Raw genomic sequence first — 14,404 nt, 5'->3', positions numbered from 1 at the left:
ACCGCAAATAGCAAAACGCATTTGACGGTTTGCCCACAGCGACTAAAGTTATTACTCGAACGACGAGTGATACGGAATATTTTCGTATCGTACTGACATAACCAATATATGACTATGAGGTTTAATATGGCAGAGCATCGTGGTGGTTCCGGTAATTTCGCTGAAGACCGTGAAAAAGCATCAGAAGCTGGACGTAAAGGTGGCCAGCATAGCGGTGGTAATTTTAAAAACGATCCGCAACGCGCATCTGAAGCGGGTAAGAAAGGGGGACAGAACAGTCACGGCGGAGGCCGTAAATCTGATAACTCCTGATCTTATTTAATACTCTTTTAATAAAACCAGAGAGCATGCTGCGGGCTGAAAAGCTCGCAGTACCCTTTCATTATTTTACCGGAGCGTAATTATTATGAATATGAAAAGTGTTGAGGATGTCTTTATTCATCTTCTATCGGATACCTACAGCGCAGAAAAACAGCTTACCCGAGCGCTGAGTAAGCTCGCCCGTGCCGCGTCCAGTGAGAAACTGAGCGCTGCTTTCACCGCCCACCTTGAAGAGACGCAGGGTCAGATTGAGCGTATCGACCAGATCGTCGAACAGGAAGACGGTATCAAGCTCAAGCGTATGAAATGCGTCGCGATGGAAGGCTTAATTGAAGAAGCCAATGAAGTCATCGAAAGTACGGAAAAAAATGAAGTCCGTGATGCCGCATTAATTGCCGCTGCGCAAAAAGTGGAGCATTACGAAATCGCCAGTTACGGTACCCTTACTACTCTCGCTGAACAACTGGGCTATAAAAAAGCCGTTAAGCTTCTTGCCGAAACGCTGGAAGAAGAAAAAGAGACCGACCTTAAACTCACCGACCTGGCCGTTGGAAATATTAACCAAAAAGCGCAGAAATAACGCGATAACGCAGGTTAAATAAAATGAGCATCAGTCCCAGGACAATTAAACGGTGCCATTTAACGGCAGCTATAATATGGTTCATTCTCGCTATTCCTTCCGTAATATGGTGGAAGAACAGCGTGCTATGGGTCATTATCATCAGCATTTACGCCAATATTGTTGGCCATTTATCTGGCTACAGTGCCGCGCGTGCCGATCAGGCTGCTGAAAGTGAGACCAAATAAGCGAACCCATTATGAGGATACAATGATGAATCACGTAGAACACTACCACGACTGGCTACGCGATGCCCATGCGATGGAAAAGCAAGCCGAATCTATGCTGGAATCTATGGCCAGCCGTATCGATAATTATCCTGATGTTCGCGCCCGAATTGAGCAACATATTAATGAGACAAAACGGCAAATCACATTGCTGGAAGAAATCCTCGACCGTAATGATATTTCTCGTTCGGTTTTAAAAGACTCAATGAGCAAAATGGCGGCGCTGGGTCAGTCCATTGGCGGCATGTTCCCGTCTGATGAAATCGTGAAAGGCTCCATCAGCGGCTATGTCTTCGAGCAGTTTGAAATCGCCTGTTATACCTCCCTGCTGGCGGCCGCTAAAAAAGCGGGCGATACCGCCTCAATCCCCGCGATTGAGACCATCCTCGCCGAAGAGCGCGAAATGGCCGACTGGCTGATTCGCCATATCCCGCAAACGACGGAACAGTTCCTGCTGCGTTCAGACGCGTCGGGTGTCGAAGCGAAAAAATAACCCACAGGAGAGTGCGCATGTTTCGACACGTTAAACAGTTGCAATACACGGTTCGCGTTGCTGAACCTAACCCAGGCCTGGCCAATCTTTTACTGGAGCAGTTTGGCGGGCCGCAGGGCGAGCTGGCCGCCGCCTGCCGCTACTTTACGCAAGGCCTGAGCGATGACGATCCGGGCCGTAAAGATATGCTGATGGATATCGCTACCGAGGAGTTAAGCCACCTCGAAATCATCGGTACCCTGGTGGGAATGCTGAATAAGGGCGCGAAAGGCGCCCTGGCGGAAGGAGTGGAAAACGAGGCTGAGCTGTACCGGTCGATGACCGAAAATGGTAACGACAGCCACATCACCTCCCTGCTTTATGGCGGCGGCACCCCGCTGACCAACTCCGCGGGCGTCCCCTGGACGGCGGCCTACGTCGACACCATTGGCGAGCCAACGGCGGACCTGCGTTCAAACGTGGCAGCAGAAGCCCGGGCGAAGATTATCTACGAGCGGCTGATCAACGTGACCGACGATCCCGGCGTCAAGGATGCGCTGGCATTCCTGATGACCCGTGAGGCGGCGCATCAGCTCTCCTTTGAGAAGGCGCTGCAGTCCATCCGTAATAACTTCCCACCGGGAAAACTGCCGCCAATCGAGGAATTCACCAACAAGTACTACAATATGTCTGAAGGTGGAGAGGTTCGCGGAAGCTGGAACAGCGATAAACATTTCGATTACGTTGAGTCCCCCCAGCCTGCGGTTGACGGCGGAGATGGCAGCGCAAGCGTGACGCTCACGACCGAACAGGCAACCCTGGTTAAGGCGATGTCTGCCCGCACGAAGTCCGATCCACACGCCGACCCTTTGACCGGCGCCGAGCTGGGCGCAGGTAAGAAAAAACCGTAATCGGTTTTGCCAGGCAGCCTGAACTGCCTGGCAATTCTCGTGCCCCATCGTTTCAGAGGTACGGACCATGTTCGAACTCGATGCATTTCATCTGGCCAGAATTCAGTTCGCTTTTACCGTCTCGTTCCATATCCTTTTTCCCGCCATCACCATCGGGCTCGCCAGCTATCTGGTGGTGCTGGAAGGGATGTGGTTGCGCACCAGAAACGACGTCTGGCGATCGCTTTATCATTTCTGGCTCAAGATCTTTGCCGTTAACTTCGGTATGGGCGTCGTCTCCGGGCTGGTCATGGCGTACCAGTTTGGCACCAACTGGAGCGGATTCTCCCAGTTCGCGGGCAGTATTACCGGCCCACTGCTGACCTATGAGGTGTTAACCGCCTTCTTCCTGGAAGCCGGTTTCCTCGGCGTCATGATGTTTGGCTGGAATAAGGTTGGCCCGGGGCTGCATTTCTTCTCGACCTGCATGGTCGCACTCGGCACGCTGATGTCGACCTTCTGGATCCTCGCCTCCAACAGCTGGATGCACACACCGCAGGGCTTCACCATTCAGAACGGCCAGGTTATTCCGGAAGACTGGCTGGCGATCGTGTTTAACCCCTCCTTCCCGTACCGTCTGATCCATATGGCTATCGCCGCCTTCCTGAGCAGCGCCCTGTTTGTCGGCGCATCGGGCGCGTGGCATCTGCTGCGCGGTAACGATACCCCCGCCATCCGCACCATGTTTTCCATGGCGATGTGGATGGCGCTGCTGGTCGCTCCCATCCAGGCCGTCGTCGGCGATATGCACGGTCTGAACACGCTGGAGCACCAGCCGGCAAAAATCGCGGCCATTGAGGGGCACTGGGAAAACCCACCTGGCGAAGCCACCCCGCTGCTGCTGTTCGGCCTGCCGGATATGGAAGAGGAGCGTACCAAATACGGTCTGGAGATCCCCGCCCTCGGCAGCCTGATCCTGACCCACAGCCTGGATAAACAGGTTCCGGCCCTGAAAGATTTCCCGAAAGAGGATCGTCCTAACTCCACCATCGTCTTCTGGTCGTTCCGCATCATGGTCGGGATGGGCCTGCTGATGATTACGCTGGGTCTAATCAGCCTCTGGCTGCGCTATCGTCATCGACTGTTTCACTCTCGCCCGTTCCACTGGTTTGCGCTCTGTATGGGGCCTGCCGGTCTGCTGGCGCTGCTCGCCGGCTGGGTAACCACCGAAGTGGGCCGTCAGCCGTGGGTCGTCTACGGCTATCTGCGCACGGTCGATGCGGTATCGCTGCACAGCACCCTGCAGATGAGCATCAGCCTGCTGGCGTTCATCGTCGTCTACTCGTCGGTGTTTGGCGTGGGCTATGTTTATCTCATCCGGCTGATTAAGAAAGGCCCTCAGCCTGTTGCCACGCTGACGTCAAACACGTCGGGCACGCCTGCCCGTCCGCTGTCTGCCGCGGAGTCTGTTCCGGAAGAGGAGAGGATCTGATGGGCGTCGATATCTCAGTGATCTGGTTTGCCATCATCGTGTTCGCCACACTGATGTACATCATCATGGATGGCTTTGATTTGGGGATTGGCCTGCTGTTTAACTTCGTCGGCGACGCCAGAGAGCGCGACGTGATGGTTAACAGCGTAGCGCCCGTCTGGGACGGCAACGAAACCTGGCTGGTTCTCGGCGGCGCGGGCCTCTTCGGCGCGTTTCCGCTGGCCTATGCGGTGATTATTGATGCGCTGACCATTCCCCTCACCGCCATGCTGATCGGCCTTATCTTTCGCGGCGTCGCCTTTGAGTTCCGCTTCAAAGCCACGCCCTCCCACCGCAAATTCTGGGACTACTCTTTTGCCGGCGGCTCCCTGCTCGCCACCTTCAGCCAGGGAGTGGTCGTGGGCGCGGTGATTAACGGCTTCGACGTGGAGGGTCGGCGGTTTGTTGGCTCGGCGCTGGACTGGCTTACACCGTTCAACCTCTTCTGCGGTATCGGGCTGGTTGTCGCCTACACCCTGCTGGGCACCACGTGGCTGATTATGAAAAGCGAAGGCGCCCTGCAGGCCCGCATGCGCGAGCTGACCCGCCACGTGCTGCTGGCGCTGGTGGTGGTTATCGCGGTGGTCAGCATCTGGACGCCGCTCGGCTGGCAGTACGTGGCCGAACGCTGGTTTACCCTGCCCAACTTCTTCTGGTTCCTGCCGGTGCCGCTGCTGGTGGGGCTCTTCAGCGTGCTGATCTGGCGCCTGACCCGCAACCCGGACAGCCACTCGCGCCCCTTCCTGCTGACGCTGGGGCTAATCTTCCTCGGGTTCAGCGGGCTCGGTATCAGCCTGTGGCCCAATATTATTCCGCCGCGCATCACCCTGTGGGAAGCCGCGGCACCGCCCGCCAGCCAGCTGTTTATGCTGGTCGGGACGTTGCTCATTATTCCGGTGATTCTGGTGTACACCGCCTGGAGCTATTACGTCTTTCGGGGCAAGGTTTCTGATACAGAAGGTTACCACTGAGGTGCAGGATGGCAGGCTGGCATACACGGGCCATTATTTACCAGATTGATACCGCGCTCTTTTATGATTTAAACGGCGATGGCTGCGGGGACATCGCCGGGATCGCGGCCAAGCTGCGTTATATTCGCCGCATGGGCGCGACGGTTATCTGGATCACCCCGTTTTATCTCACCCCTTTTCTTGATGAAGGTTACGACGTCAGCGACCATCTCCAGGTGGATCCCCGCTTCGGAAAGCTGGCCGACATCATCGCCTTTATCGAGCAGGCCCGGGAGCTGGGCATGCAGGTCATTATTGAGCTGCTGATCCAGCATACCTCGGACGCCCATCCCTGGTTCCAGCAGGCCCGTCGCAACCCGGCGTCACCGTATCGTGATTACTATCTCTGGTCGGATAATGACGACGACGATACGCCCCCGATGTTCCCCGGCGTGGAAAAGAGCATCTGGAGCTGGGATGACGAGGCGGGACAATACTATCGGCACATGTTCTATCGCCACGAGCCGGATCTGAATCTGACCTCTCCCGCGGTACTAAAAGAGATTGAGAACATCATTCTTTTCTGGCTCAAGCTGGGGGTGTCGGGATTCCGCCTGGATGCCGCGTCCCATCTTACCACCCAGGCAGGAAACGGTGATGAGAAAAAGGGGTTGTGGATCCTCGAGCATATGCGCCGTCTGATTGAGCAGCACAATCCGGACGCAATCCTTCTGGGGGAAGTTGATGTCGAGGTGGAAACCTATCGGGACTATTTTGGCAACAATGACCGGCTGAATCTGGTCCTCAATTTCTGGCTTAACAAGTATTTCTACGTCAGCCTGGCCCGGAAGAGCGCCCGCCCGCTGCGCAACGCGGTGAAGAAAATGATCGTCCCGCCGGATTCATGCTGTTTCGCCAACTGGCTGCGCAATCATGACGAGCTGGATCTGGAAGGCATCTCTCAGAAAGATAAACAGTTTGTTCTCGACACCTTCGCCCCTGACGAAGAGATGAACGTCTACCAGCGCGGGATCCGCCGCCGCCTGGCACCGATGCTCAATGGCGATCGGAAGCGGCTGGCGTTCTGCCACGCGGTGCTCTTTTCCCTGCCAGGCGTCCCGGTGATGCGCTATGGCGATGAGATAGGCATGGGCGACGATCTGGAGCTGGAGGAGCGCTACGCTGTCCGCACCCCGATGCAGTGGGCCGGATCGCAGGGGGGCGGTTTTTCCGCGGCGGATCCGCAGCGTTTTATTGCCCCAATCATCGACCACGGTCCGTACCGCTATCAAAAGGTGAACGTCGCCGATTCGCTGCTTCACCGCAATTCGCTGCTGCACCGGATCATTGATATTGCCAATACCCGCTCGGAGTTTCCTGAAATTGCCGTGGCGCCGTTTCGGCTTATCACCCTCGATCATGACGCGGTACTGGGCCTCTATTATGAGACCGACGAGCGCAGCATCCTCACCTTCGTTAACTTTAGCGACCAGCCGGTGCAGTTTACGGCGAAGGGGATCCGCAACGCCACCTGGACTGCCTGCCTCGCAGACAAGCGCTACGATGACGCCCTGATTTGCGGTAAAACCGTTGAGCTCACGCTTGGCGGCTACGGTTATCGCTGGTTCTGGACGCACCGCAGCGCGCTGCGCTGATTACCGCTTCCGGCGGGTGAGCAGACGTGTGACCACAATCCCCGCCACCGCGAGGGCACCTAACGCCACTTTGCCCGGCATACCGGAGGTCACCGACGACGCGCGGGTTTTCGCCTCGTCAGTAAAACGACCATGAATTTTGTGCAGATCGTTAACCGGTTGATCGAGATAGTCCTGGCGATCCGGTGCGTTCAGGTTGTCGGTCATCTGCCCTTCCCAGGCTTTTTTCACCATCAGCCGGTCAAGAAAACCGGGGAAGAAGAACTGCCCGACAATCGACTGGATGGTACTGCCGCCGACCCACAGCTCCCGAACCGGTTTTTGTGCGACCCGGAAAATGGCGCTGGCGGCCACTTCAGGCTCAAACACCGGCGGCACCGGGCGCATCGCCCAGGCGAACTTATTGCGCGCCCATTCGAACTGCGGCGTATTGAGCCCCGGCATCTGCACCATCGAAAGCTGTACCCGGCTGTTCTCATGCATCAGCTCGGTACGCACCGCGTCGGTAAAGCCGCGGATCGCCGCTTTGGCACCGCAGTAGGCTGACTGCAGCGGGATGGATCGGTACGCCAGCGCCGAGCCGACCTGGATAATCACGCCCCTGTCACGGGGAACCATCAGCTCAAGGGCGGCGCGCGTGCCGTTGACAAAGCCGAGGTACGTCACCTCCGTCACGCGACGAAACTCATCCGGTGTCAGGGTGCGAAACGGTGCCAGCACCGCCCCCATGGCATTATTCACCCAGACATCAATCGCGCCGAGGCGATACTCAATCTCGTTGGCGGCATCCACCACCGCCTGACTGTCGGCGACGTCCGCCTGCACGGCGTGGGCATTGACGCCAAACCGCCGCAGCTCCTCCTGCGTGGAGTGCAGGCTGGCTTCATCGCGGGCGATAAGCCCGACGTCGTAACCTGCCCTGGCAAAGTGCAGCGCCGTGGCTTTTCCCACGCCCGCGGTTCCGCCGGTAATCACGATGACTGCCATATAACCTCCCCCTGCGTTCAGCCTTTATTGCCGTCGGATAACAGGCTCACCAGTTCAGCCAGTGAAAATTGCACCGCCTTTTCCACCACGTCCTGACAGTCGCCGGAGAACAGCACGGTGCGGGTGTGCGTCTGGCCACGGATATTCCAGCCGAAACAGACCGTTCCCGCCGCCGTGCCATCGTCGCCCCCTTCAGGGCCTGCGTAGCCGCTGATGGCAATGCTAATATCCGCCTGGGCGATGTCGCGGATACTGGCAGCCATCTCGGTGACCGTCTGTTCACTGACGGCGGTATACCGCTCAAGCGTCTGCTGGCTTACGCCGAGGATCCGCTCTTTTGCGCCATCGCTGAACACCACCAGACCGACATCATAAAAATCGGCGGTGTTCTCTTCTGCGCAAAGCGCCACCGAGAGCTTTCCCCCGGTGCAGGATTCCGCCGTGGTTAAGCGAAGCCCGAGATCGGTTAATTTGCTCGCCACCTTTTTTGTCAGTTCACCCACCGTGTAATGGTTATCGTGCAAAAGATTGCTCATCTTGCCGCCTCTTATTTCTCGAAAGGAATGATTGAAATATGTCCATTGCGTTCAAGTATGGCATATTTAATTTCGCTCATTTCAGTAATACCATTATTCTGACGCGCTGATACCAGAATATCATCGCAGGAGACATCGACTTTTTTAAGTTTATCCGCTAAGGGGATGCCGTTTTCCACCAGAATCACGGGGGTGCCATCAAGAATATTTTCTACAGGCGAAAAATATTTCTTCATTAACCCGAAAATAATATCCACTACCACCAGGGTAGTAATCGTAATCATCGCACCGGTGACCGAAAAATCCTCGCCAAGAAGCGCCTGCTGTGTGGCTTCACTAATTATCAGAAGCAGGATGAGATCGAAGCTGGTCATCTGCAACAGCGCGCGTCGCCCGGCCACTTTAAATACCACCACGAGGAACAGATAAATCGCCAGCGCACGAAAGACCATATCCATATCAGCCTCCTACGGGTAAATAAATTGCCAGATGTTAATCTCCGGCCCGTTGTTTACGCGGATGACCGAGTTCCATTTGCCGGCCCGGGACGGTGTGGTGAAGAGTAATACCGAAAAGGTGTCTGTCTTTTTCAGGTTGTGATAAACAAAATAGAGGCTGTTGCCGTGGCTGAACATGCTGTCCGGCTGAGGCCAGACGCTGCCAGGCTCATAGGCATCGCTGCTCTCGCTGGTGATGCTGAGGGTATAGGTCCCCTCCGTTTTCACCGGAAACGCGAGCTGCATCCGTGTCTCCGTCTCCCGTCGGCCAAAGCGCTCATAATTGATGGTCAGGGATTTATCGGCATTTGTCTTCGCCGTATCGCTAACCACTCCGCTTGAAAACAGACCGGCAATGGCCGCGACGATAATACCTAAAAGAACAATAAACCCTACCTGACGAAACGCGTATTCAAACGTCAGCAAGCGATAACTTTCATCTATCCCGGGTAACTTTTCATTTTCACGCTTCATGGCCATCGTCACCGTTTCGCTTATTATCCGATAATTTTGATTTCTAACGCGAATGTTTTTAGGACTTATCACATTTGCCACCTAAAGGAATAGCAACAATACTTAATAAGTCAAGACACCTAAAATGAAGGATATCCGATGAAATTATCGCTTATTTCCGCTTTTTTAATATTTCTGGTTCCGGCCGTATGGGCAGATAATAACGGCGGGTTACAAAAAGATGAAGCACCACCGCCACCGCACGCACTTGATAGCGGATATCGCGGAACCGATGACGCGCGAATTATGACCATCGATCAGGCAAAACAGCTCCACGATGGTGCAACCATTTCCTTGCGCGGTAATCTTATTGATGGTAGCGGCGATAAGTTTGTATTTCAGGATAAAACCGGAAAAATCGACGTTATTATTCCCCAGGCAGTCTTCGACGGCAGAACGGTAAAACCCGACCAGATGATCAGTATCAACGGTTCGCTTGATAAAAAATCATCCCCTGCCGTCGTCCGTGTTGATCGTTTGCAGAAATAATTCAGCGAAGCGTTAACGCTGCATCTATCCATCAAATCTCACCCCTTGGCTTAAGGAGTCAGCTATGAGTGATACACAACGTACGAACGCTTACCCGCAACCCCCGTTCCCGGAACAGCCGCAAACGCCGCCGGGACTGGCATCTGAAATGCAACCTGTACCCGACCACGGGGAGAAAAGCTACAAAGGGCATGGTCGCCTTGCCGGTAAAAAAGCGCTGATAACCGGTGGGGATTCCGGTATCGGTCGCGCGGTGGCGATTGCCTATGCCCGTGAAGGCGCTGACGTGGCCATCAACTACCTGCCTGAAGAAGAAAAAGATGCCGCTGAGGTCATCGACCTGATTAAAGCGGAGGGCCGCACCGCCGTGGCGCTGCCGGGCGACGTGCGGGATGAGACCTTCTGCCAGAACCTGGTTGAGGAAGCCGTTGCGAAACTGGGCGGTCTGGACATTCTGGTGAACAACGCGGGTCGTCAGCAGTTCCGGGAATCCCTTGAGGAGCTGACTACCGAAGACTTTGACGCGACGTTCAAAACCAACGTTTACGCGCCTTTCTGGATCACCAAGGCGGCGCTGCGCCATCTGAAAGCGTCGTCCGTCATCATTAATACCTCCTCCGTGCAGGCGGTGAAACCCAGCCCCGTGCTGCTGGATTATGCCCAGACCAAAGCCTGTCTGGCGGTATTTACCAAATCCTTAGCCAAACAGCTCGGCCCGAAAGGCATTCGCGTCAACGCGGTCGCCCCCGGCCCTTACTGGACGGTACTGCAATCCAGCGGCGGCCAGCCGATGGAAAAAGTGAAGGAGTTCGGGGGAGATACGCCGCTGGGGCGTCCGGGTCAGCCCGTCGAGATTGCCCCGCTGTACGTCACGCTGGCCTCGGACGAATGTTCATTTACCTCCGGTCAGGTATGGTGTTCTGACGGCGGTGATGGCGTGATCTAAACCTGTTTCCCTTTCCCACCCAGCAATGAGCAATAAATGAACAAGGACGTTCGCTTATCTGATCCTGCCGAAAAACATGTTGTAACTCAAACAGATCAAATGTTAAAAATATTTTGCTATCAAGTTATCAAAATTAAACAACTTAACTTGTCACCCGCATCGCTCTGTTTTTAACATCGCCTATGGAAAAAAATGGTCTGTTCAGTCAGCGCATACGCTTGCGCCATTTGCATACATTTGTGGCCGTCGCTCAACAGGGAACACTGGGGCGTGCGGCTGAAACCCTTAACCTGAGCCAGCCCGCGCTCTCCAAAACCCTTAATGAACTGGAACAGCTGACCGGTGCCCGTCTTTTTGACCGCGGTCGGTTAGGGGCACAGCTTACTCTCGTGGGCGAACAGTTCCTGACGCACGCGGTGAAAGTCCTGGATGCGCTCAATACCGCAGGCCAGTCCCTGCACCGAAAAGAAGAGCAAACCCACGAGGTCGTGCGCGTGGGTGCGCTGCCAACCGCCGCGCTGGGCATTCTCCCTCCGGTTATTGGCCAGTTCCACAAGCAACAGCGGCATACCACGCTTCAGGTTGCCACCATGAATAACACCATGTTGCTCGCCGGGTTGAAATCGGGCGAACTGGATCTCGGCATCGGTCGGATGTCCGACCCCGAACTGATGGTCGGTCTTAACTACGAATTGTTATTCCTGGAATCGCTGAAGCTGGTGGTACGTCCCGATCATCCTCTGCTGCAGGACACCGTCACCTTAAGCCGCGTCATGGAGTGGCCGGTGGTGGTTTGCCCGAAAGGGACCGTCCCGCGCCAGGCCGCCGAAACCTTGCTGCAGATGCAGGGGTGTACGCTCCCTTCAGGGTGTATCGAAACGCTCTCGGCCTCGCTGTCGCGCCAGCTCACGCTGGACTATGACTACGTCTGGTTCGTCCCCTCCGGGGCGGTGAAAGATGATTTGCGGCAGGGAACATTGACCGCCCTGCCGATAACCTCTCCCGGCGCCGGTGAACCTATCGGTATTTTAACCCGGGTGGATACCCCGCTTTCCACCGGCGCGCAGACGCTGCTGAGCGCGATTCGTAAATCGATGCCGGTTTAATACCCCCCTCACGCTGACCCTCTCCCCTAAGGGGAGAGGGAACAGTCCTCTGCGCTAATCAAATAATGCGGAATAAATCATTAACAATTGCGTAAAACAATTTAACAGTTTTATCATAGCCGCGAATTCACCAAATGGTTCGCAAACGGTTTGATAAAAACGAATTCACCTGTATCAATCAGCAATCCCACCGCATTTATTACCCAACTGGTACATACCCGACACAGCGGGGGATCTAAAGGAGAGAGAAATGGCATTTGGCAGCGCGCCACGTGGAATACCGCGTATTCTGCAGTGGTTTCTTGCCGGACTGATGATGCTCATCGGTCTGGCCGTCGGCGGTCTGGGCTTTAAGCTCGCCACCGTGGGCGGAAGTGGTTACTTCCTGATGATGGGTGTGGCGATGTTGATTGCCGCAGTCCTGATTTTCCTCAACCGCAGCAGTGGGATCGTGCTTTACGCCATCGCGTTTATCGCCTCGCTGTTCTGGGCAGTAAGCGATGCAGGCTGGGATTTCTGGCCGCTCTTCTCCCGCCTGTTTACCTTTGCAGTGCTGGCGTTCCTCTGTGCCGTCGTCTGGCCTTTCCTGCGTACAGCCAACCACCGCACGGCGAATAAGGCGCCTGCGTTTGGCGTTGCGGCGCTGCTCGCGGTGGCTATGCTGGTCAGCCTGGGCTGGATGTTCAAGCCGCAGACCCTCGTGGCGGCAAACGAGCCCGTTCCGGTTAAACCCGTCGCACCCGGCGAGCAGCAAAAAAACTGGGAGCACTGGGGCAACACCACGCACGGCGACCGCTTCGCCGCGCTGGACCAGATTAACAAGCAAAACGTCAACGACCTGAAGGTCGCCTGGATTGCGCACACCGGCGATATTCCGCAGAGCAACGGCTCCGGCGCGGAAGATCAGAACACGCCATTGCAGGTTGGCGACACGCTCTATGTGTGTACCCCGTACAGCAAAGTGCTGGCCCTGGACGTGGATTCCGGAAAAGAAAAATGGCGCTACGATCCCAAAGCCACGGCGCCTAACTGGCAGCGCTGCCGCGGTCTGGGCTATTTTGAAGATCGCTCAAACGTGACAACGTCACAGACAGAGATACAGCCAGCGGCCTGCTCTCGCCGCCTGTTCCTGCCGACCACCGATGCTCGCCTGATTGCCATCAATGCGGATACCGGCAAGGTCTGTGAAGACTTTGGCGACCATGGCACCGTTGACCTGAGCGTCGGCATGGGCGAGATCAAGCCGGGCTATTATCAGCAGACCTCCACGCCGCTGGTTGCCGGGAATGTCGTCGTGGTCGGCGGTCGCGTCGCGGATAACTACTCCACCGGCGAACCGCCGGGCGTGGTGCGCGCGTATGACGTTCACACCGGTAAACTGGCCTGGGCGTGGGATCCGGGTAATCCGAACCTGACCGGCCTGCCGCCGGAAGGCCAGACCTACACCCGCGGTACGCCGAACGTCTGGTCAGCGATGTCCTACGACGCCAAACTGAACCTGATCTACCTGCCCACCGGCAACGCCACGCCAGACTTCTGGGCAGGTGAACGCACCGCGCTGGACGACAAGTACAGCTCGTCCATCGTCGCCGTCGACGCGGCCACCGGTCAGGTCCGCTGGCATTTCCAGACCACTCACCACGACCTGTGGGACTTTGACCTGCCTTCCCAGCCGCTGCTGTACGATCTGCCAGACGGTAAAGGCGGCACCACGCCTGTGCTGGTACAGACCAGCAAGCAGGGCATGATTTTCATGCTTAACCGCGAAACCGGTAAGCCAGTGGCGAAGGTTGAGGAACGTCCCGTTCCGGCGGGCAACGTTGAAGGTGAACGCTACTCTCCGACCCAGCCGTACTCCGTTGGTATGCCAATGATAGGCAACCAGACGCTCACCGAGTCTGATATGTGGGGGGCGACGCCTGTTGACCTGCTGCTGTGCCGCATTCAGTTTAAGGAGATGCGTCATCAGGGTGTCTTCACCCCGCCTGGCCTCGACCGTTCCCTGCAGTTCCCCGGCTCTCTCGGTGGGATGAACTGGGGCAGCGTCTCCATTGACCCGAACAACAGCCTGATGTTCGTCAACGACATGCGCCTGGGTCTGGCAAACTACATGGTGCCGCGCGCTAAGGTGGCGAAAAACGCCAGCGGCATTGAGATGGGGATTGTCCCGATGGACGGCACACCGTTCGGTGCGATGCGCGAGCGCTTCCTGTCACCGCTGGGCATTCCGTGTCAGAAACCGCCGTTTGGCACCATGTCGGCGGTTGACCTGAAATCCGGCAAGCTGGTGTGGCAGGTTCCTGTCGGCACGGTGGAAGATACCGGCCCGCTCGGCATTCGCATGCACATGCCCATCCCGATCGGGATGCCGACGCTGGGTGCGTCGCTGTCAACGCAGTCCGGCCTGCTGTTCTTTGCCGGCACGCAAGATTTCTACCTGCGCGCGTTTGATACCGCCACCGGGAAAGAGATCTGGAAAGACCGCCTGCCGGTCGGCAGCCAGTCCGGCCCGATGACCTACGTGTCGCCGAAAACGGGTAAACAGTACGTTATCATTAACGCCGGTGGCGCACGCCAGTCGCCGGATCGCGGTGATTACGTTATCGCGTACGCGTTACCCGATAAGCAGTAACAGATAAAAAAAGGGACCGAAAGGTCCCTTTTT

At 56.3% G+C, this 14,404-nt stretch carries 16 protein-coding genes; 12 read left to right on the top strand and 4 right to left on the bottom strand.

Features of this window, described 5'->3' with window-relative positions:
• Positions 1-126: 126 nt before the first annotated feature.
• The 8 genes from EKN83_RS08580 (at position 127) to EKN83_RS08545 (ending at position 6,665) form a co-directional block, all read left to right on the top strand.
• Positions 127-312 carry a general stress protein gene (locus tag EKN83_RS08580; RefSeq protein WP_004150795.1) on the top strand — a complete coding sequence of 62 codons (186 nt, stop codon included), beginning with the start codon at positions 127-129 and terminating at the stop codon, positions 310-312.
• 94 nt (positions 313-406) lie between these two features.
• The gene (locus tag EKN83_RS08575; protein ID WP_126800686.1) at positions 407-901 is read left to right on the top strand and encodes a ferritin-like domain-containing protein; all 495 of its coding nucleotides are present in this window, start codon (positions 407-409) and stop codon (positions 899-901) included.
• Between the two features lie 23 nt (positions 902-924).
• Positions 925-1,128, top strand: a complete 204-nt coding sequence (locus EKN83_RS08570) for a hypothetical protein (RefSeq protein WP_013096662.1) — start codon at positions 925-927, stop codon at positions 1,126-1,128.
• A gap of 25 nt (positions 1,129-1,153) precedes the next feature.
• Entirely contained in the window at positions 1,154-1,660 is a 507-nt protein-coding gene (locus EKN83_RS08565) for a ferritin-like domain-containing protein (RefSeq protein ID WP_014883791.1), read from the top strand.
• A gap of 17 nt (positions 1,661-1,677) precedes the next feature.
• Positions 1,678-2,550, top strand: a complete 873-nt coding sequence (locus EKN83_RS08560; protein ID WP_059310143.1) for a manganese catalase family protein — start codon at positions 1,678-1,680, stop codon at positions 2,548-2,550.
• 67 nt (positions 2,551-2,617) lie between these two features.
• A complete protein-coding gene (locus EKN83_RS08555) occupies positions 2,618-4,021 on the top strand; it encodes a cytochrome ubiquinol oxidase subunit I (protein ID WP_088244198.1) in 1,404 nt (467 codons plus the stop codon).
• Positions 4,021-5,031 (top strand): cytochrome d ubiquinol oxidase subunit II, encoded by a 1,011-nt coding sequence (gene cydB / locus EKN83_RS08550; RefSeq protein ID WP_047958550.1) that lies wholly within the window; start codon positions 4,021-4,023, stop codon positions 5,029-5,031. The genes EKN83_RS08555 and cydB overlap by 1 nt, the downstream gene beginning before the upstream one ends.
• 8 nt (positions 5,032-5,039) lie before the next feature.
• Positions 5,040-6,665, top strand: coding sequence for an alpha-amylase family protein (locus tag EKN83_RS08545; RefSeq protein WP_126800685.1), 1,626 nt, complete (start codon positions 5,040-5,042; stop codon positions 6,663-6,665).
• On the opposite strand, the gene EKN83_RS08540 is transcribed toward EKN83_RS08545, so the two are convergent.
• From EKN83_RS08540 to EKN83_RS08525, 4 genes are read right to left on the bottom strand one after another with little or no spacing between them, the layout of a single operon-like run.
• Positions 6,666-7,652, bottom strand: a complete 987-nt coding sequence (locus EKN83_RS08540) for an SDR family oxidoreductase (protein WP_045284352.1) — start codon at positions 7,650-7,652, stop codon at positions 6,666-6,668.
• 17 nt (positions 7,653-7,669) lie between these two features.
• Positions 7,670-8,188, bottom strand: a complete 519-nt coding sequence (locus tag EKN83_RS08535) for a 2-oxo-tetronate isomerase (protein ID WP_126800684.1) — start codon at positions 8,186-8,188, stop codon at positions 7,670-7,672.
• Between the two features lie 11 nt (positions 8,189-8,199).
• Entirely contained in the window at positions 8,200-8,646 is a 447-nt protein-coding gene (locus EKN83_RS08530) for a DUF421 domain-containing protein (RefSeq protein WP_025756379.1), read from the bottom strand.
• Between the two features lie 9 nt (positions 8,647-8,655).
• Positions 8,656-9,159 carry a hypothetical protein gene (locus EKN83_RS08525; protein WP_126800683.1) on the bottom strand — a complete coding sequence of 168 codons (504 nt, stop codon included), beginning with the start codon at positions 9,157-9,159 and terminating at the stop codon, positions 8,656-8,658.
• Positions 9,160-9,297: 138 nt separating this feature from the next.
• Here EKN83_RS08525 and EKN83_RS08520 point away from each other — a divergent pair, with 138 nt between their 5' ends.
• The 4 genes from EKN83_RS08520 (at position 9,298) to EKN83_RS08505 (ending at position 14,371) form a co-directional block, all read left to right on the top strand.
• Entirely contained in the window at positions 9,298-9,687 is a 390-nt protein-coding gene (locus EKN83_RS08520) for a YdeI family stress tolerance OB fold protein (protein WP_126800682.1), read from the top strand.
• 64 nt (positions 9,688-9,751) lie between these two features.
• Positions 9,752-10,633 (top strand): SDR family oxidoreductase, encoded by an 882-nt coding sequence (locus tag EKN83_RS08515; protein WP_045284350.1) that lies wholly within the window; start codon positions 9,752-9,754, stop codon positions 10,631-10,633.
• A gap of 182 nt (positions 10,634-10,815) precedes the next feature.
• Positions 10,816-11,739, top strand: coding sequence for a LysR substrate-binding domain-containing protein (locus EKN83_RS08510; protein WP_025756376.1), 924 nt, complete (start codon positions 10,816-10,818; stop codon positions 11,737-11,739).
• 250 nt (positions 11,740-11,989) lie between these two features.
• Positions 11,990-14,371, top strand: coding sequence for a glucose/quinate/shikimate family membrane-bound PQQ-dependent dehydrogenase (locus tag EKN83_RS08505; protein ID WP_126800681.1), 2,382 nt, complete (start codon positions 11,990-11,992; stop codon positions 14,369-14,371).
• Positions 14,372-14,404: the final 33 nt, after the last annotated feature.

This window comes from Enterobacter sp. WCHEn090032 (genome assembly GCF_003986875.1).
Taxonomy (GTDB): Bacteria; Pseudomonadota; Gammaproteobacteria; order Enterobacterales; family Enterobacteriaceae; genus Enterobacter; species Enterobacter sichuanensis.
This window is presented reverse-complemented; position numbering and strand designations above follow the sequence as displayed.